Origin of the sequence: Enhydrobacter sp., from assembly GCF_030246845.1 — a bacterium.
Taxonomy (GTDB): domain Bacteria; phylum Pseudomonadota; class Alphaproteobacteria; order Reyranellales; family Reyranellaceae; genus Reyranella.
The window spans coordinates 4,301,436-4,318,831 of record NZ_CP126889.1 but is presented as its reverse complement, the minus strand read 5'-3'; the positions used below and the strand labels follow the sequence as shown (position 1 = coordinate 4,318,831).

Annotated in this window: 13 protein-coding genes; 4 read left to right on the top strand and 9 right to left on the bottom strand. The window is 65.8% G+C overall.

The features are described from left to right. Positions 1 to 25 precede the first annotated feature (25 nt). The 3 genes from OJF58_RS21530 to OJF58_RS21520 form a co-directional block, all read right to left on the bottom strand. Entirely contained in the window at positions 26 to 1,336 is a 1,311-nt protein-coding gene (locus OJF58_RS21530; RefSeq protein WP_300779814.1) for an ABC transporter substrate-binding protein, read from the bottom strand. An 89-nt stretch (positions 1,337 to 1,425) separates the two neighbouring features. Further along, positions 1,426 to 3,378 (bottom strand): alkyl sulfatase dimerization domain-containing protein, encoded by a 1,953-nt coding sequence (locus tag OJF58_RS21525; RefSeq protein WP_300779813.1) that lies wholly within the window; start codon positions 3,376 to 3,378, stop codon positions 1,426 to 1,428. A 94-nt stretch (positions 3,379 to 3,472) separates the two neighbouring features. Then, the gene (locus tag OJF58_RS21520; RefSeq protein WP_300779812.1) at positions 3,473 to 4,660 is read right to left on the bottom strand and encodes an MFS transporter; all 1,188 of its coding nucleotides are present in this window, start codon (positions 4,658 to 4,660) and stop codon (positions 3,473 to 3,475) included. 146 nt (positions 4,661 to 4,806) lie between these two features. Between OJF58_RS21520 and OJF58_RS21515 the strand changes: the two genes are divergently transcribed. The 4 genes from OJF58_RS21515 (at position 4,807) to OJF58_RS21500 (ending at position 10,397) form a co-directional block, all read left to right on the top strand. Beyond that, positions 4,807 to 5,535, top strand: a complete 729-nt coding sequence (locus tag OJF58_RS21515) for a helix-turn-helix transcriptional regulator (protein ID WP_300779811.1) — start codon at positions 4,807 to 4,809, stop codon at positions 5,533 to 5,535. Positions 5,536 to 5,704: 169 nt separating this feature from the next. Continuing rightward, the gene (locus tag OJF58_RS21510) at positions 5,705 to 7,516 is read left to right on the top strand and encodes an FAD-dependent oxidoreductase (protein WP_366526839.1); all 1,812 of its coding nucleotides are present in this window, start codon (positions 5,705 to 5,707) and stop codon (positions 7,514 to 7,516) included. Continuing rightward, positions 7,501 to 9,345, top strand: a complete 1,845-nt coding sequence (locus OJF58_RS21505) for a 2-oxoacid:acceptor oxidoreductase subunit alpha (RefSeq protein ID WP_300779809.1) — start codon at positions 7,501 to 7,503, stop codon at positions 9,343 to 9,345. Before OJF58_RS21510 ends, OJF58_RS21505 begins: the two co-directional genes overlap by 16 nt. Beyond that, complete coding sequence (locus OJF58_RS21500; RefSeq protein WP_300779808.1) at positions 9,342 to 10,397, top strand: 2-oxoacid:ferredoxin oxidoreductase subunit beta; 1,056 nt, start codon at positions 9,342 to 9,344, stop codon at positions 10,395 to 10,397. The genes OJF58_RS21505 and OJF58_RS21500 overlap by 4 nt, the downstream gene beginning before the upstream one ends. Positions 10,398 to 10,472: 75 nt before the next feature. Here OJF58_RS21500 and OJF58_RS21495 read toward each other — a convergent pair whose 3' ends face one another. The 6 genes from OJF58_RS21495 to OJF58_RS21470 form a co-directional block, all read right to left on the bottom strand. Beyond that, complete coding sequence (locus OJF58_RS21495; protein ID WP_300779807.1) at positions 10,473 to 10,958, bottom strand: hypothetical protein; 486 nt, start codon at positions 10,956 to 10,958, stop codon at positions 10,473 to 10,475. Between the two features lie 71 nt (positions 10,959 to 11,029). Beyond that, complete coding sequence (locus OJF58_RS21490; RefSeq protein ID WP_300779806.1) at positions 11,030 to 12,748, bottom strand: ABC transporter ATP-binding protein/permease; 1,719 nt, start codon at positions 12,746 to 12,748, stop codon at positions 11,030 to 11,032. Positions 12,749 to 12,896: 148 nt separating this feature from the next. Continuing rightward, positions 12,897 to 13,988 (bottom strand): SDR family oxidoreductase, encoded by a 1,092-nt coding sequence (locus OJF58_RS21485; RefSeq protein ID WP_300779805.1) that lies wholly within the window; start codon positions 13,986 to 13,988, stop codon positions 12,897 to 12,899. After that, complete coding sequence (gene rfbF, locus OJF58_RS21480) at positions 13,985 to 14,758, bottom strand: glucose-1-phosphate cytidylyltransferase (protein WP_300779804.1); 774 nt, start codon at positions 14,756 to 14,758, stop codon at positions 13,985 to 13,987. Before rfbF ends, OJF58_RS21485 begins: the two co-directional genes overlap by 4 nt. Positions 14,759 to 14,804: 46 nt before the next feature. Then, positions 14,805 to 15,713, bottom strand: a complete 909-nt coding sequence (locus OJF58_RS21475) for a glycosyltransferase (protein WP_300785347.1) — start codon at positions 15,711 to 15,713, stop codon at positions 14,805 to 14,807. Between the two features lie 256 nt (positions 15,714 to 15,969). Continuing rightward, positions 15,970 to 17,304, bottom strand: coding sequence for an SAF domain-containing protein (locus OJF58_RS21470; protein WP_300779803.1), 1,335 nt, complete (start codon positions 17,302 to 17,304; stop codon positions 15,970 to 15,972). Positions 17,305 to 17,396 lie beyond the last annotated feature (92 nt).

Below are 17,396 nucleotides of genomic sequence, written 5' to 3'. Positions count from 1 at the left end.
GCCCGCGCGCAGGATGCCGTCCCGCCTACTTGTAGCTGTAGGTCGTGCCGGACGGCAGCGGCAGCACCGGTTCGCGCTGCTGCTGGCTCTCCGGCCACACCACGTAGGCCTTGTCGTCGATGTACTGGGTGACAACCGGAAAGGCGCGCATGTTCTGGCCGGCCAGGACATCGTCCTGCGGCGCGAACTTCACGCCGAAGCCCAGCATCGTGCCCCCCTCCGGAAGATCGACGTCGAGCGCCGCCTTGCGCAGCGCCTCGCCGTCGATGCCGCCGTATTTCTTGATCGCGCGCGGCAGCACTTCCGTGAAGAAGAGATAGGTGTTGCTGGCGGCCATGCCGATATGAGCGGATTTGGAGGCTCCCGGCTTCATCTTCTCGAACTCGTCGCCGATCAGCTTGATGATCGGCGGCAGCTTCGGGTCCAGGCTCTTGGGATTGGTGAGCCAGATCGAGATCGGATCGATGGTGAAGAGATAGTTGGCGTCCTTGCCCAGACCTTCCTTGAGCTTGTCGTAGACGCTGTAGCCCGCACCCTGGCCGACGATGGCACCGACCTTCAGCCCCTGCTCCCGCGCCTGGCGCAGCAGCAGCGTGATGTCGGGGTTGTAGCCGGTATGGAAGATCACGTCCGGCTTGGCCCGCTTGAGCTTGGTGACCAGGGACGACAGGTCGGGAGCGGTGATCGAATAGCCTTCGTTCAGCACGATTTTGAATCCGTGCTTCTTGGAACCGGCGGCATCGCCCTTGCCGACGTCGACGCCGTAGGCGCCGTCCTCGTGGACGATCGCCACGCGCAGATCCTTGGGATCCTTGCCGAGCTTCGATTTCGAGTAGTGGGCGATCATGTCCGTCGCGGCCACGCCGTAGAGATTGCCGCTGACCTGGGGCCGGAAGACATAGTGCAGATGCCGATTCTCCAGCACGGCGCTCGAGATGCACGTGGTGATCCACATGAACTTCTTGAGCTGCTCCACCTTCGCCGCCGTCGGTACGCACTGCGCGGAGGAGTAGAAGCCGAGCAGCATGTCGACCTTCTCCTGCTCGACCAGCCGCACTGCCTCGTTGATCGCCACGTCGGGCTTGCTCTGGGCGTCGGCATAGATCGGCTCGATCTGATAGCCCTCGACGCCACCCCGCTTGACGAAGTAGTCGATCATGATCTTGGCGCCGTCGTACTGGAGTTCCGACCCGCCGCCGGCAAACGGACCGGTCAGGTCATAGACGACGCCGATCTTGATCTTCTTCTGCTGAGCCTGGGAGGATGCCGCCAGACCCAACGCCGCGAGAGCCGCAACCACTACGCTTACGAGACGCCCCACGTTGCCCTTGGACATGGCGTTTCTCCCTGTAGTCAGCGCTTGTTCGCTTCTTGTTGGCCGGCATCACAGGGGCCGCCTGCCGGAATGTCAAGCGCCGGCCGGAACTAGGGACGGCCCTCGCCGGGGGTAAGGATGTCGAACATCATCGGCGACGGCGGATCGAGCATGGCGAGCAGCGCCGCCGCCTGCCCGGCCTCCCCTTCGACCCGCAAGGCGCCGGAAGCCAGCGCGTCCGCCGGCGTCAGCCGGCCGAGAATGATCGCGTCGAGCGTGGCGCGCGTCGTCGTGATCGAGGCCGTCGCGTTCCTGGCACTGGAGCCCAGGCGATGGGTGAGCGTGCCGTGGCGAAGCGTCAGCGCCAATTGCTCGGCGCGGTCGGTGAAATGCCAGTTCAGGACCATCGTCCGGCCGGCGGCCTTGGCTGGATCGAGCCGGATGGCGAGCATGTCGAAGAAGATGTCGGTGCTGAGGCCGGCCAGCGTGTCGGCCGGGAGCGCGCGCGGCGGCATGCGCACCGGATCGTGCCGCAGTTCCTGCGCACCATAGAGGAAGGCATTGCGCCACGTCGCCGACTCGGCCTGGTATCCCATCTGCTCCAGCGCGTCGGCGCACAGCGCGCGCGCCTCGCGGTTGTGGGGCTCGGCATACACGACCTCCTTCATCACCTGGGCGACCCATCGGAACTCGCCCCTGGCGAAGTCCTCGCGGGCGCGCGCGATCACCGCCGCCGCGCCGCCCATGTACTCGACCAGCTTTCTCGCCGCCGGCGCCGGCGGCAGCGGATGGAGGTTGCACGGATTGCCGTCGTACCAGGAGAGATAGCGCTGATAGACCGCCTTCACGTTGTGATTGACGGTGCCGTAATAGCCGCGCGCCGACCAGCGTTCGGCGAGGCCCGCCGGCAGGTCGATCGCCTCGGCGATCTCGGCCGGTCGCCAGCCCCTGTTCATCAGGCGCAGCGTCTGGTCGTGGATGTGCTTGTAGAGGTCGCGCTGCGCTTCGAGGTGGTCGAGGATCGCATCGCGACCCCAGGTCGGCCAGTGATGCTGGCCGATCAGCACGTCGGCATGCGGCGCATACATCTCGATCGCGTCGGCGATGTACTTCGCCCAGATGCGCGGGTCGCGCGCGACCGCGCCGCGCAAGGGAATGAAGTTGTGCAGGAGCGGACAGGCGTTCTCGGCCATGTTGAGCACGCCGAGATCGGGATAGAACATATGCATCTCGGCCGGCGCCTCGGTTTCGGGCGCGAGCTGGAAGACGATCCGGAGGCCCGCGATCGTGTGCTCCTCGACCGCATGCTCGATCGTCCGCGTGGGCGCGATCAGGCCCGGCGTGCCGCGCGCGATCGCCTTGCCGAGACCGGCATCGACCTGGCCGCGCGGCCCGCGCGGCAGCAGATGGCCGAACTGGAACTGCGCCCGGCGCATCATCGGCAGGCCGGCGAGCACATTCTCGCCCGAGATCGCCTCCATGAAGCCCGCCGGCGCGATCACCTCGACCCGGCCCGCCTTCACCTCCGCTTCCTCGATCACGCCGCGCACGCCGCCATAGTGATCGACGTGGCTGTGGGTGTAGATCACCGCAACCACCGCCCGCTTCGGACGGTGGGCGAAATAGAGCGCCAGCGCCGCGCGCGCGACCTCGGCGGTGGTCAGCGGGTCGATCAGGATCAGGCCGTCGTCGCCTTCGAGCACGGTCATGTTCGAGATGTCGAAGCCGCGGAGCTGGTAGACGCGCTCCGTCACCTTGAAAAGGCCATTGCCGAGATTGAGCCGTGCCATGCGCCACAGGCTCGGGTTCACCGTCGCAGGCGCCGGCTCGCCGTCGATGAAAGCGTATTCGTTGAGGTTCCAGAGCACGGTGCCATTCGGTGTCTGCACCACGCCGTCCGGCACCTCGGCGATCAGCCCCCGCCTCGCCGCCTCGAAGTCACGCTGGTCGGCGAACGGCAGACGGGCGGCCATCGCCTCGTTGGCCTTGCGCGTCGCCGCCTCGGCATCGCGCGCCGTGTCGAGATGCGTCGCCGGCACGGGAACGGCGGAGCCTGCGGTCATTTCGCTTTTCCTCCCTGCCCGAGGACCGCCACTCTGCGTGTCGGCCGTGGGGCGACGCAAGTGCAGCCGCAACCATCGCAGGAAGTGGCGGCCCCTATTCCGCCGGCTTGAGCGCGGCGGCGGCGACCTGCCGTTCGTCGGGCAGGAAGGAGATCGCGAGCACGGTGCAGGCGGCGACGGCGGCGAGCGCCATCAGCAGGGTCGGGAAGCCCGCCGCTTTCACCGACGGACCGATCGCCGCCACCACGAGGGAGCTGACACCGAAGCCGATCGCCAGCCGCATGCCCGTCACGCGGCTGCGCAAGCGGTCGTCGACGTAGCGCACGATCATGGCGTCGGTGAACGGAATGGCCCCGAACACGAACACCATGAAGAGCGTGGTCACGGCGACCAGCGCCCAGCCCTCGGCGTAGGCCGCCAGCACGAACAACGGGATCTGGGTCACCAGGATCGGCAGATAGACCGTCTTCAGGGGGAAGCGGTCGATCAGCATGCCGACAGCGATCTGGGCGATCGAGGCGATGGTGAACACGCCGACCAGCACGATGCTCAGCAGCCACGGATTGGCCGCCAGCTCCTCAATCCGCGCCTTCAGCATCTCCCCGTTCGAGTTGGTGGTGAAGTTGAAGACGATGCTGCCTGACACGGCCGCGCAGGTCATGATGAAAAAGACGCGGGCCATCATGTTGGGCGGCATGTCGAGGATCTTGGACTTGCGCTTGGCCGGCGCCTCTTGCTCCTGCGGCACGAAGGCGGCGAACAGGACCGCGGCGGCGATCCCGACGATGCCCGGCACGATATAGGCCATCTGCCAGCCGTAGTGGGTGGCCAGGATGACCGACAGGCTGGAGCCGATCGCGATGCCGAGATTGCCGACAAGACCGTTTACGCCGATCACCAGACCCGGCTTTTCCGCCCGCTGCACCAGCATCGGGATGCCGACCGGGTGATAGATCGAGGCGAACGCGCCCATCAGCGTCATGGCGAGCCCGATCTGCCATTTGTTGTTGCAGAGCGCGATCAGCAGGCAGGAGAGCCCCATGCCGGCGAAGAAGATGATCATCATGGCGCGCCGGCCCCATTGGTCGCCGAGCTTGCCCGAGACGATGGAGCCCGCGCCGAACATGAACGAGGCGCCGAAGGCGTAGGGCGTGAGCTCGTGCCAGTCGGCTCCCCAGACGCCGGCGATCACGCTCACCGTATAGAGAAAGATCACCAGCACCCAGTGGTCCAGGGCATGGCCGAGATTGAGCAGAAGCGAGGTCGGACTGCTGAACTTCATCAGGGGTCTCCCGACGAGAGATTAGGAAGAGCGCCTGTGGCTGTCTTGCGCTAAAATGCCAACTTATGTCGAAAGATGGCCAAACACGACCGATCCGCTCCACCAACCCCGCCGACTATCAACACGTGCCGCGGGCGGTCGTGGCGATGCCGAAAGATTTCGTGGCGGGGTTCAGGATCATGCCGCATCGGCACGAGCGCGCGCAGCTCATCTACGCGACCACGGGCACGATGCGGGTGGCGACCGACGACGGCGTATGGATGGTGCCGCCGCAGCGCGCGCTCTGGATGCCGGCGGGTGTCCAGCATGGCATCGAGATGTTGGCGGACGTCACCATGCGCACGCTCTACCTGCGCGCCGACGTGGCGGTCGCCATGCCGAAGAGCTGCCACGTGCTGCCGGTGTCGCCGCTCCTGCGCGAGCTGATCGTGCGCGCCACCGAGCTGCCGGTTCAGTACGACGAGAGCGGGCCGGCCGGCCATGTCGTGGCCCTGATCCTGGAGGAATTGCGCGGCCTGCAGTTCCTGCCGCTGCAGCTTCCCATGCCGCGCGATCCGCGCCTGCGCGCCGTTTGCCAGGCGCTGCTCGAAAGCCCAGGGGACTCGCGCCCGCTCGAGGACTGGGCGCCGGTCGCCAATGTCAGCCCGCGGACCCTCGCCCGCCGCTTCCAGAGCGAGACCGGCATGAGCTTCGGTGCGTGGCGCCAGCAGGCGCGGGTGCTCGAGGCGATGGGCCGTCTCGGCGCCGGCGAGCCCGTCACCCGGGTCGCTCTCGACCTCGGTTACGAAAGTGTCAGCGCCTTCAGCGCGATGTTTCGCCGCGCAGCCGGCGCTTCGCCCGGCCGGTTCCGCCACCGCCAACCGAATACGTCATAAGTCCTTTTGCTTTCTGGGGAATTGCCGTTTTTCAGACAACCGGATCCCATATAGAATTCTTGACGTACGGTGTGTGAATCTCCCCAATGCCCACCCTGTTTGCGTTAGAGTAAATCGTCGTTCATCCAAGCTCGGCCGCTGCCGTGGGCAGCCCGAAGTGAGTTCAGTTTTGAAGCCGACCGACATCACGAATCCCGACTACTTCCACAAGGTGGTGGACTGCCAGTGGGCGTGCCCGGCGCATACGCCGGTTCCGGAGTACATCCGACTGATCGCCCACGGACGATACTCCGACGCCTACATGATCAATTGGAAGTCGAACGTCTTCCCCGGCATCCTCGGCCGTACCTGCGACCGTCCGTGCGAGCCGGCCTGCCGGCGTAGCCGGGTCGAGGACGAGACCCTCGTCAAGGGCAAGAAGGAGCCGGTCGCGATCTGCCGCCTGAAGCGCGTCGCGGCCGACTACAAGGACGACGACATCGCCAAGCTGATGCCCAAGGCGCCGGCCCGAAACGGCAAGCGCATCGCCTGCGTCGGCGGCGGGCCGGCCTCGCTCACCGTGGCCCGCGATCTCGCCGTGATGGGCTACGAGATCGTGATCTATGACCAGGACCCCAAGCTCGGCGGCTTCATCCGCACGCAGATCCCGCACTTCCGGCTGCCCGAATCGGTGATCGACGAGGAAGTGGGCTACATCACCGACATCGGCAACATCGAGTTCCGCCATCAGCGCGTCGAGTCGATGAAGAAGCTGCTGGCCGACGGCTACGATGCGGTATTCGTCGGCTGCGGTGCGCCGCGTGGCCGCGAGCTCGACGTGCCAGGCCGCAGGGAAGCCGCCGCCAACATCCATATCGGCATCGACTGGCTGTCCTCGGTCTCGTTCGGCCACACGACCAGCGTCGGCAAGCGCGTGATCGTGCTGGGCGGCGGCAACACCGCGATGGACTGCTGCCGCACCGCGCGGCGCCTCGGCGGCGAGGACGTGAAGGTGATCGTCCGCTCCGGCTTCGAGGAGATGAAGGCCTCGCCGTGGGAGAAGGAGGACGCGATGGGCGAGGACATCCCCATCCTGAACTTCCTCGTCCCCAAGGAGGTCCGGCACGACAACGGCAGGATCAAGGGCGTTCTGTTCGAGAAGGTGAAGGCCGAGTACGACGCCAAGGGCCGCCGCAGCCTCGTCCCGACCGGCGAACCCGACCAGTTCTTCGAATGCGACGACGTGCTGGTCGCGATCGGCCAGGAGAACGCCTTCCCCTGGATCGAGAAGGACGCCGGCATCGAGTTCGACAGGTGGGGCTTGCCCAGGCTGGACGAGGCGACGCTGCAGAGCACGGTGAAGAACGTGTTCTTCGGCGGCGACGCCGCATTCGGGCCGAAAAACATCATCTGGGCGGCGGCGCACGGCCACGACGCGGCGATCTCGATCGACAAGCTGCTTACGGGCGAGAAGGTCGAGGAGCGGCCGCCGCCCGGCGTCAACATCGTCAGCCAGAAGATGGGCATCCACGAGTGGAGCTACGACAACGCGCCCACCATCGACCGTCGCTTCAAGGTCCCGCACCGCGCCAAGCAGGAGGCGCTGAAGAACATCATGGCCGAGGTCGAGCTGGGCTTCGATCCCGAGCTCGCCTTCCAGGAAGCCCAGCGCTGCCTGAACTGCGACGTGCAGACCGTCTTCACCGGCACGCTCTGCATCGAGTGCGACGCCTGCGTCGACATCTGTCCGATGGACTGCATCACCTTCACCGACAACGGTGACGAAAAGGACCTGCGCTCGAGGCTCAACGCGCCGGCGCTGAACCCGACCCAGGATCTCTATGTCGGCAACGACCTCAAGACCGGCCGTGTCATGGTCAAGGACGAGGACGTCTGCCTGCATTGCGGGCTGTGCGCCGAGCGCTGCCCGACCGGCGCATGGGACATGCGCAAGTACTATATCGAGATGACTCACGCGGAGCAGGCATGCCGCAGGCAATAACCGCCGTTAACGACTTCGTCGTCAAGTTCGCGAACGTCAACGGCTCCGGATCGGCCTCGGCCAACGAGCTGTTCGCGCGGGCGATCCTGCGCATGGGCGTGCCCGTCAGCCCGCGCAACATCTTCCCCTCGAACATCCAGGGCCTGCCGACCTGGTACGAGGTGCGGATCACCGAGAAGGGCTATCTCGGCCGACGCGGCGGCGTCGACCTGATGGTGGCGATGAACCCGCAGACCTGGGCCGAGGACGTGAAGGAGATCGAGCCCGGCGGCTACCTGTTCTACGACAGCACCAAGCCGATGCCGTCCTCCGCCTTCCGCGACGACGTCAACGTGATCGGCGTGCCGCTGACGGCGATCTGCAACGCCACCTACACCGACGCCCGTCAGCGCCAGCTCTTCAAGAACATCATCTATGTCGGCGCCCTCTCGGTCCTGCTCGACATCGATCCCAAGGAGATCGAGCGGCTGTTCAGCGAGCAGTACAAGGGCAAGGAGAAGCTGCTCGATTCCAACGTCAAGGCGCTGCAGCTCGGCCGCGACTGGGCGGCGCAGCATCTGGACGCCGATGCGGTGAGGCTCAAGGTCCGCCGCGCCGACGCGGTCGGCGATCGCATCTTCGTCGAGGGCAACAACGCGGCGGCGCTGGGCGCGGTCTATGGCGGCGCCACGGTCTGCGCCTGGTATCCCATCACCCCCTCCTCCTCGCTGGCCGAGGCCTTCAGCAACCATTGCAAGCGGCTCAGGCACGACAAGGAGACCGGCAAGGCGAAGTACGCGATCGTGCAGGCCGAGGACGAGCTCGCCTCGATCGGCATGGTGATCGGGGCGGCCTGGAACGGCGCCCGCGCCTTCACGGCGACCTCGGGCCCCGGCATCTCGCTGATGACCGAGTTCATCGGCCTCGCCTATTTTGCCGAAGTGCCGGCGGTGATCGTGAACGTGCAGCGCGGCGGGCCCTCGACCGGCATGCCGACACGCACGCAGCAGTCGGACCTGTTCTCCTGCGCCTATGCCTCCAACGGCGACACCAAGCACGTGCTGCTGTTCCCGGAGGATCCGAGGGAGTGCTTCGAGTTCACCGCCGAGGCGCTCGATCTCGCCGACCGGCTGCAGACGCCGATCTTCGTCATGACCGACCTCGATATCGGCATGAACCACCGGCTCTGTCGGCCCTTCCGATGGGACGAGCAGCGGGTGTTCGACCGCGGCAAGGTGATGACGGCCGAGGAGCTGGAAGCCGGCAAGACCTTCGGCCGCTATCTCGACGTCGACGGCGACGGCATTCCCTTCCGCACCTATCCCGGCACGCATCCGACCAAGGGCTCGTTCTTCACCCGCGGCACGACCAAGAACGAGTACGCGCGCTACTCCGAGGAGGGACCGGTCTATGTGCGCAACATGGAACGGCTGCAGCGCAAGTTCGCGACGGCCGCCCGGATCGCGCCGCAGCCGCTGCGCTACTCCTCGCCCAAGGCCACGCGCTACGGCGTGATCTATTTCGGCTCGACGAGCCCCGCCATGGCGGAGGCGCTCGACCATCTCGAGGCCGATGGCCACCACGTCAATGCGCTGCGCGTGCGCTCCTTCCCGTTCTCGCAAGCGGTCGAGGACTTCATCCACGAGCACGACAAGGTGTTCGTCGTCGAGCAGAACCGCGACGGCCAACTGCGCTCGATGCTGATGAGCGAGTTCACGCTCGATGCGCGCAAGCTCGTCTCCGTCCTTCACTACGACGGCACGCCGATCACGGCGCGCTTCATCGCGGCCGACATCGCCAAGAAGCTCGGCCAGTTCAAGGTGGTATCGTTCGACAAGGCTGCGTCATGACCTTCATCGCCAAGCCCAGGCTCCATCATCCCTCGCTGGTCAAGAACAAGGCCGGCTTCACCCGGCGCGACTACGAAGGCGCCGTCTCGACGCTGTGCGCAGGCTGCGGTCATGATTCGATCAGCGCCGCCATCATCCAGGCCTGCTACGAGCTCGATATCCTGCCGCATCAGGTGGCCAAGCTCTCGGGCATCGGCTGCTCTTCCAAGGCGCCGACCTACTTCGTCGGCGCGAGCCACGGCTTCAACACCGTGCACGGCCGCATGCCATCGGTGATGACGGGCGCCAATCTCGCCAACCGCGACCTGATCTACATGGGCGTATCGGGCGACGGCGATTCGGCCTCGATCGGGCTCGGCCAGTTCGCCCACATCATGCGGCGTGGCGTGAACATGACCTACATCGTCATGAACAACGGCGTCTATGGCCTCACCAAGGGCCAGTTCTCCGCCACCGCCGACAAAGGCTCGATCAGCAAGAAGGGCGTGGCCAACTCCGACTCCTCGATCGATCTCGTGTCGATGGCGATCCTGATGGGCGCCACCTTTGTCGGCCGTTCCTTCTCCGGCGACAAGCACCAGCTCGTGCCGCTCATCAAGGCGGCGATGATGCACAAGGGCGCGGCGTTCCTCGACGTCATCAGCCCCTGCGTCGCCTTCAACAACCACGCCGGCTCGACCAAGAGCTACGAGTACGTGCGCGAGCACAACGAGGCGCTGAACCGGCTCGATTTCATCGAGGGGCGGGCGGAGATCATCGCCGACTATGCGCCCGGCACCGCGACCACCGTGCAGCAGCACGACGGCTCGCTTCTCCGGCTGCGCAAGCTCGGCGAGGACTACGACCCCTCGGACAAGATCGCGGCCATGAAGCGCGTCCAGGAAGGTCTCGCCGCGGGCGAGGTCGTGACCGGCCTCCTCTATGTCGACCCGACCCCGACCGATCTGCACGCCAACCTGAACACGGTCGACGTCCCGCTGAACTCGCTGCAGACCGCCGACCTCTGCCCTGGCCCGCAGGCGCTGGACCGTATCAACGCCAGCCTTCGCTGATCATCATTGGACCGCGGGCTTCCAGCCCGCTCATGAGCGGGCAAGATGCGCGCGGTCCGGAAGAAGGATCGATGATCAGAGGTCGACTCGTTCCTCCGCGACCGTCTTGCGCTCTGCCATGTTGAAGCGGCCGGCATAGATCGGCCGTTCCCCGGTCGTCGGGCCGGGATACTGCACGATCAGGATCTCGCCGCCCGTCTCGGTGCGGAACTCGCCCTCGAAGTGCGGATCGGGATGGAACAGCATCGAGCCCGGCCGACAGAGCGTGCCGCCGATGGTGAACTCGCCCTCGAGCACGTACCAGACCTGCGCGAAGCCGTGATAGTGCTCGGGATGGTACGCGCCCGGCTCGAGCCGCAGGATGCCGGCATTGGGCTCGGTCGGCCGCTCGGGCCTGGGATGGAACAGCATCTTGCCGGTCTCGCCCGGCCAGCGGATCGTCTCCCACTCGACATCGTCGACGTGCCGGATGTCATAGGGCAGATGGTCCTTGCGCGAGGCCTCGCGTGTGGTCGCGAGCGCGGCATTGGCGGCCGCCGTGTCGGGAACATGCTTGCTCATCGTCCGGGCTCCTTCTGGGCTGTGGAAAGGCAAGGATGCCACCACGAAGGACGAAGGTCGTGGGCATTTCGCTATGCCGGTACCTCGACCAGCGTGCCGACCTGGCCCGGCTCACGCTTCAGCTCGAGCAGGCGGTCGTGCCACTTCCTGAGCGTCGGGCGGTGGCCGATCGAGACCATGGTCGTGTCGGGCAGCCGTCTCTTCAGCTCGCTGTAGACCATTGCTTCGGCCGCCTCGTCCAGAGACGCGGTCGCCTCGTCCATGAAGAGCCAGTCCGGCTTGAAGACGATCGCCCGGGCGGCGGCCAGGCGCTGCTGCTCGCCGCCCGACAGGACGTTGTTCCAGTGGGCCACCTCGTCGAGCCGGTCGACGAGATGGCCGAGCCCGGTCGCGCGCAGGGCCTCGGCGATGTCCGTGTCGGAGGCGCGGGAATGCTCGTCGGGATATTTTATGGCGTCGCGCAAGGTCCCGATCGGGATGTAGGGCTTCTGCGGCAGGAAGAGCACGCGCGCTCCCTCGGGCACGCGCACCTGTCCACTGCCGAATGGCCAGATGCCGGCGAGCGCGCGGAAGAGCGTGCTCTTGCCCGTGCCGCTGGCGCCGCGCACCAGCACCGACTGGCCCTTCCTGAGCGGCAGGTCGAGGTCCTCGAGCAGCGCCTGCCCGGTCGGCAGCGCCAGCGTCAGCTTCTCGGCCGCCACGTCCGAACGGCCCGCCTGGGGCGTGACGTCGATCGCGGTCGCGGGCTTCTCGTCCGCCGCGATCTGGAATCCCTTGAGGCGGTCCATCACCGCGCGCAGTTCGGCGAGCGAGGTGTAGTTGTCGATGAAGAAGGAAAGCGCCGATTGCACCTGTCCGAAGGCGGAGGCCGTCTGGGTCATCACACCAAAGGTGATCGCGCCGGCGAAGAAGCGCGGTGCGGTGACGACATAGGGGAAGACGATCGCGAGCTGGGCATAGCCCGACTGGTAGAAGGCGAGCTGCGCCTGGGTCATCAGTACGCGGAAGCCGTTGTTGAACACGTCGATGAACCGCGCGTTCAGTGCATCGTCCTCGCGCTGCTCGCCGTGATAGAGGGCGATGCCCTCGGCATTCTCGCGCACCCGCACCAGGGAAAAGCGGAAGTTGGCTTCATAGCGCTGCCGCATGAAGTTGAGCGGGATAAGGCGCCGGCCCACGAGGTTCGCGAGGTAGCTGCCCACCACGGCATAGATCAGGCAGACCCAGGCCATGTAGCCGGGGATCGTGAAGTCGATGCCGATCGGCGCCAGCGACAGCGGCCCCGACAGCTCCCAGAGGATGAACAGGAACGAGACCAGTGTCGCGACCGCACTCAACAGCCCGAGCAGCAGCGTCATCGTGTACTGGCCGAGCTGGTTCAGGTCCTCCGAGATGCGCTGGTCGACGTTGTCGACCGAGCGCATGAGCTCGATTCGGTAATAGCCGCGGTCGTCGAGCCAGTGGGCGAGGTAATGGCGCGTCAGCCACTTCCGCCAGCGCAGCCTGAGGTAGGGACTCACGATGGCGCGGGCGACGAACACCATGATGTAGAGGGCAGCCAGCCAGGAGAAGAAGATGATCTCCTTCCAGAACACCGCCTCGTTCTTGTTCTGGATGCTGTCGTAGAAGCGACGGTTCCAGTCGTTGAACAGGACCTCGAGGCCCACGCCGGCGAAGGTGAGCGCGATCGCCCCCACCAGCAGCGTGATCGCGATCGGCCACTCCTCGGACTTGAAATAGGGAATGACGAGGCGCCACCAGTCGCCGAGGAAAGAGCCTACTCGTTTCATGCGGGGATCCTTTCGGGCCGCACAGTAGCCTCACGACCGGCCGTATTCATCCACGGAGATGGAGGGCGGCCGCATCACTATTCGAGGGGGCGCACTTCAAGGATTTCGCGCGCACCGCGCGATCGAAGGCCCCTTTCCCGTCCGGCTCTCATGAAAGATCGACAGGCCGCCAGAAGAAGTCGGCATCGATCTGTCGCGTGTCGAGCAGCCGCTGCAGCTCGCTGAGCCTGGTGAACGGCGAGGCCTTGAAGACCGCCGCCTCCATTGCGATGTGCTCGAACAGCTTGCGCATCTGCCGCGCGCCCCGCTGTGCGTTCCAGCGGCAACGGAAATCGGGCAGCAGCCGGCCGATCTTGTCGAACGAGACGCGGTAGCTGCGGTTGTCGCCGCCATTGGCGCCGAACTCGATCCTGCAGTTGGGGAAAGCCTCGCCGACGGCTTCGGCGATCTCGCGAACGCGGTAGTTGTGGTCGTTGTCGCCGACATTGATGATCTGGCCGGATACCGCTTCACGCTCGGCCGTCAGCGTCGCGACGATGGCGGCGCAGATATCCTGCACGTGGACGAGCGGGCGCCAGGGCATGCCGTCGCTGGTCATCGTGATGCGCCCCGTCGTCCAGGCGAGCCCGGCGAGATTGTTCAGGACGATGTCGAAGCGAATGCGCGGCGATGCGCCGAAGGCAGTCGCGTTGCGCAGGAACGTCGGGCTGAAACGGTCGTCGGCGAGACGCCCGACATCACGCTCGACGAGCATCTTGCATTCGGCGTAGGCGGTCTGCGGATTGGGCGGGGAATCCTCGGTCTTCAGGCCGTCCTCCGATGCCGCACCGTATATGCTGCAGGAGGAGGCATAGACGAAGCGGGAAACGCCGGCCTCCCTGGCCGCCCTGGCCAGTGCGACGGATCCGAGGTGATTGATCTCGAACGTCTTCTTCGGATTGTGCTGGCAAAGCGGATCGTTGGACAGCTCGGCCAGGTGCACCACCGCGTCAAAGCCTTCCAGGTCGGCCGGGGTCAGGGTCCGGATATCGCGACTGAGCGTGGCCGGCCGGTTCTCGCCGTCGTGGTAAAGCAGGCCGGCGCGATAGAAGCCGGTGTCCAGGCCGACCACATCGTACCCTCGGCGCAACAGAAGCGGCGTCAGGACCGAGCCGATGAAGCCGTCCGCGCCGGTCACCAGGATCCTGCCGGGCGCCGCCTGCCGCTCGCGGCCGGGGGTCGGCATCGGGGCCGTGCTCACCAGACTTTCCATTGCGGTTTCTCGCTGGCCCAGAACGCCTCGAGGACGTTGCGGTCTCGCAGGGTATCCATGTTCTGCCAGAAGCCGCGGTGACGGTAGGCGGCCACCTGGCCCTCGGCCACGAGCGTTTCGAGAGGCTCGCGCTCCCACACGCTGTCGTCGCCCTCGATGTAGTCGATGGCCCGCGGCTCAAGGACGAAGAAACCGCCGTTGATGAAGTCGCCGTCCTCGTGCGCCTTCTCGCGAAAGCCCCGTACCCGGTCCTCTCCCGACGACAGGTGAAGCGAGCCGAAGCGACCCGGCTGCTTGACCGCCGCCACTGTGGCGAGCACGCCCGCCTTGCGGTGGAACGCGACCAGCTCCCTGATGTCGATATCGGCCACTCCGTCGCCGTAGGTGAGGCAGAAAGTCTCCTCGTTCAGATAAGGCCGGATCCGCTTGATGCGCCCGCCGGTCATCGTCTTCTCGCCCGTGTCGACTACCGTCACCCGCCAGGGCTCGCCTTCGCTGCGATGCGTATGGACCTTGCCCTGGTGCAAATCGAACGTGACGTCCGAGCGGGCCAGCGCGTAGTCCCGAAAATACTGCTTGATCAGGTTGACCTTGTAGCCGCCGCAGATCACGAACTCGTTGAGGCCGTAGGCCGAATAGATCTTCATGATGTGCCAAAGGATCGGCTGCCCGCCGATCTCGACCAGCGGCTTGGGCCGTATCGCGCTCTCCTCGCTGATACGGGTCCCATACCCGCCAGCCAATATGACGACCTTCATCGAGCCCCTCCGAAGTCGTACCCGAACACCCTGCCCCTCAACTCGACTAGTGGACGATCGCCGATGCCATGAAGTACGCGACCCGGGCGAGCACAGCCGGCGAGCGGCTGCAGCGGACCGCCTCGATGGCCTGGCGAAGACTCGCGGCCGCATGCCCGGCCTTCCACAGGCGGCGCGCGAGACGCGCGGCCCGGACACCGGCCGCCCGCCGCGCGACGCGCTTGATCTGGCTGCGCCGCGTGGCCGGCACGTCGCACGCGCAGGATATGTCGATCGAACGCCGCTCGTCGGCCACGTTCTCTCCCGAGGTCACCAGTTGGCTCGTGTCGGCACCGGCGTGCAGACGAAAGCAGGCCAATGGCTCGGGGTCGAAAAAGATCGGCTTGCGTACGGCTATCCGTTTCCACATGTCCCAATCGAGGCAATGCGCGAGCGACGCCCGAAACCCGCCGAGCTCCTCGTAGGTCGAGCGGCGCACGACGATGCTCACGAACTGGATGCGCTGATCGATGAGCTCCCGGTCGGCGAAGCCGGGGTCGAGCACGCCTCGCGCCGGAATCTCGAGGTCGGAGATTCCGAGCCAGTGGCCGTCCTGATCGATGTAGATCAGCCGACAGAAGGCGGCGGCGACCTCCGGATGTTGCTCGATGCCCTCCCGCGTGCGCGCGTAGAAACCCGGACGGACGACGTCGTCGCCATGCAGGATCTGAACCCACTGGCCGCGGCTGCGCTGCACGCACGAATTGAAGTTTCCGACGATCCCCAGGTTCATGGGTTGGCGGAAGAAGGCGATGCGGCCGCCGCCGATCTCCTGCACGAGCTTCTCGACATCGCCCTCCGTCGAGCAATTGTCGATGACCTCGATCTGCATCTCGGATGGGCCGGGGTCCTGCGACAGCACGCTGAGCAGGGTCGCCCGCAGGTAGCGGTCCGGACAATTATAGACGGGGATCATTACCGACCAGAACGGGCGGGGCCCGTCATCCACCGGTAAGATGCGCGGCGGCGCACCGCCCGCCGTGCAGGAACGCTTCGCCTCGACCGATTCCGGCGGAATGACGCCCGCGCCGATCCGGCGCCCGCCCGCGATCGGTGTCTCAATCAAGAGTTGCGCGCCCGATGTCGTGGCGTCCAGCTCTTCGGACCGACTAGTCATCGCGAGCCAATGTCATATCTTATTGGTCGCAGTTTGACTGCACGAACGACGGTGACTAAGCTGTGACTGAATCGTGTCGTCCAAGGCTTTTACCCGCCGGCGCGAACAGGGCGTCCTGCTCGGCTCGCAGCCGGTCGACAAGACGGTCTCGCGGCAATTCCACGTCTCGATAGCCCAGGACTTCGTCTTTCGCGACGTCTCGCAGCAGCCTGCAGCCGACGGCGATACCGAGCGGCAATAGCTGCTCGCTCCGCGCGATGTCCGCCTTCTCGCACTGGCCATAAGTCATGAAATGACCGATATCGTCCAGCACGTCGCCCGCTCTCAGGTCGGTCTTGGCCGTCGCCACGACGTCGACGCGAGGCGGGCCCGCCGGCGCGATCGTCGCATCCCGGAACAGCACCGCTCGCGCGACGGTTGTCGGAACCTCGAAGTGGCAGAGATGATAGGGCGTGTAGAAGCAGTAGAGCGGCCCCTCGCCCAGCTTGTAGAGGTTGAGGTAATGGCGCTGGAGCGGATTTTCGATGGTGCCCAGCACGAAGACTCCCGGACCGGGTGAGGCGCCGACGACATAGTCCACGATGCCCGGTCCGTCGATGAAGCGCTCGGCGTGGAACTGGCGGACCGCCTCCTCGAGTGGCGTGCCGTCCGGGACAGTTGGGCCGTACATGCCGCGCCGGCCCACGGTCATCCCGGTGGCATTGGCGATGATCGCCTGCTCGAAGGAAATCTTCGATCCATCGGCAAACGAGGTAACCATATGGGCTTTTTGCCCCCACTTGCGCGCGAAGCCTTCCTGGGTGATGGGTGTCCGATAGGGATCCTGCAGCCCCTTGATGTTGCCGCAGAGGACGGGCCGGACGCCGATCCCGCGCACGAAGCGAAAGAGATTGAGCGTCACGCCGGGCTGATCGCCGTCGACATTGGTGTAGATCACGCCGGCGGCATCGGCCCGGCGCTTGAGCAGCGGTCCGACCGTGCCGTCGAGCTCGGCATTCATCAGGATCGCGTGCTTGCCGTTGGATATCGTCCCGGTCACGACGTGGGCGGCATGCTCGATCGAGCCCGTGACCTCGAGAACGGCGTCGATCTCGTCGGCCGCGCAAAGAAGGCGCCAGTCCTCGGTGATCGCGGGCTGGCCCGCGGCAATGGCCTCGCTCAACGCCTTGCCGGTCTCGACGGTTCGAGGCGCGTCTTGACCTGCTTCCACATAGGCGCGCCTCGCCGGTTCGAGCCGTCGATTGGCGATCGCGACAAGCGTCATGCCCGGCACCGCCGTGTGGATTTGCAGAGCCACGCCGCGGCCCATAAATCCCGCTCCGACCATGCCGACCCGAATTGGCCGGCCAGAGCGCGCGCGTTCCTGCAGCGCCGAGTCCACGATAATCATGTCGCCATAGTGGCCGTCGATGGATTTGGCGGGCGTGACCTATTGGTGATCCAGCCACAGCTTGAACACTTGTCTCAAATTCGTCGCCTGCA

Excerpts from the sequence above, each read along its gene's own strand:
- OJF58_RS21515 (WP_300779811.1), top strand. The coding sequence starts at position 4,807 with ATGCCGAAAGATTTCGTGGCGGGGTTCAGGATCATGCCGCATCGGCAC.
- OJF58_RS21520 (WP_300779812.1), bottom strand. The coding sequence starts at position 4,660 with ATGAAGTTCAGCAGTCCGACCTCGCTTCTGCTCAATCTCGGCCATGCC.
- OJF58_RS21495 (WP_300779807.1), bottom strand. The coding sequence starts at position 10,958 with ATGAGCAAGCATGTTCCCGACACGGCGGCCGCCAATGCCGCGCTCGCG.
- OJF58_RS21500 (WP_300779808.1), top strand. The coding sequence starts at position 9,342 with ATGACCTTCATCGCCAAGCCCAGGCTCCATCATCCCTCGCTGGTCAAG.
- OJF58_RS21505 (WP_300779809.1), top strand. The coding sequence starts at position 7,501 with ATGCCGCAGGCAATAACCGCCGTTAACGACTTCGTCGTCAAGTTCGCG.
- OJF58_RS21470 (WP_300779803.1), bottom strand. The coding sequence starts at position 17,304 with ATGATTATCGTGGACTCGGCGCTGCAGGAACGCGCGCGCTCTGGCCGG.
- OJF58_RS21490 (WP_300779806.1), bottom strand. The coding sequence starts at position 12,748 with ATGAAACGAGTAGGCTCTTTCCTCGGCGACTGGTGGCGCCTCGTCATT.
- OJF58_RS21475 (WP_300785347.1), bottom strand. The coding sequence starts at position 15,713 with ATGATCCCCGTCTATAATTGTCCGGACCGCTACCTGCGGGCGACCCTG.
- OJF58_RS21530 (WP_300779814.1), bottom strand. The coding sequence starts at position 1,336 with ATGTCCAAGGGCAACGTGGGGCGTCTCGTAAGCGTAGTGGTTGCGGCT.
- OJF58_RS21525 (WP_300779813.1), bottom strand. The coding sequence starts at position 3,378 with ATGACCGCAGGCTCCGCCGTTCCCGTGCCGGCGACGCATCTCGACACG.
- rfbF (WP_300779804.1), bottom strand. The coding sequence starts at position 14,758 with ATGAAGGTCGTCATATTGGCTGGCGGGTATGGGACCCGTATCAGCGAG.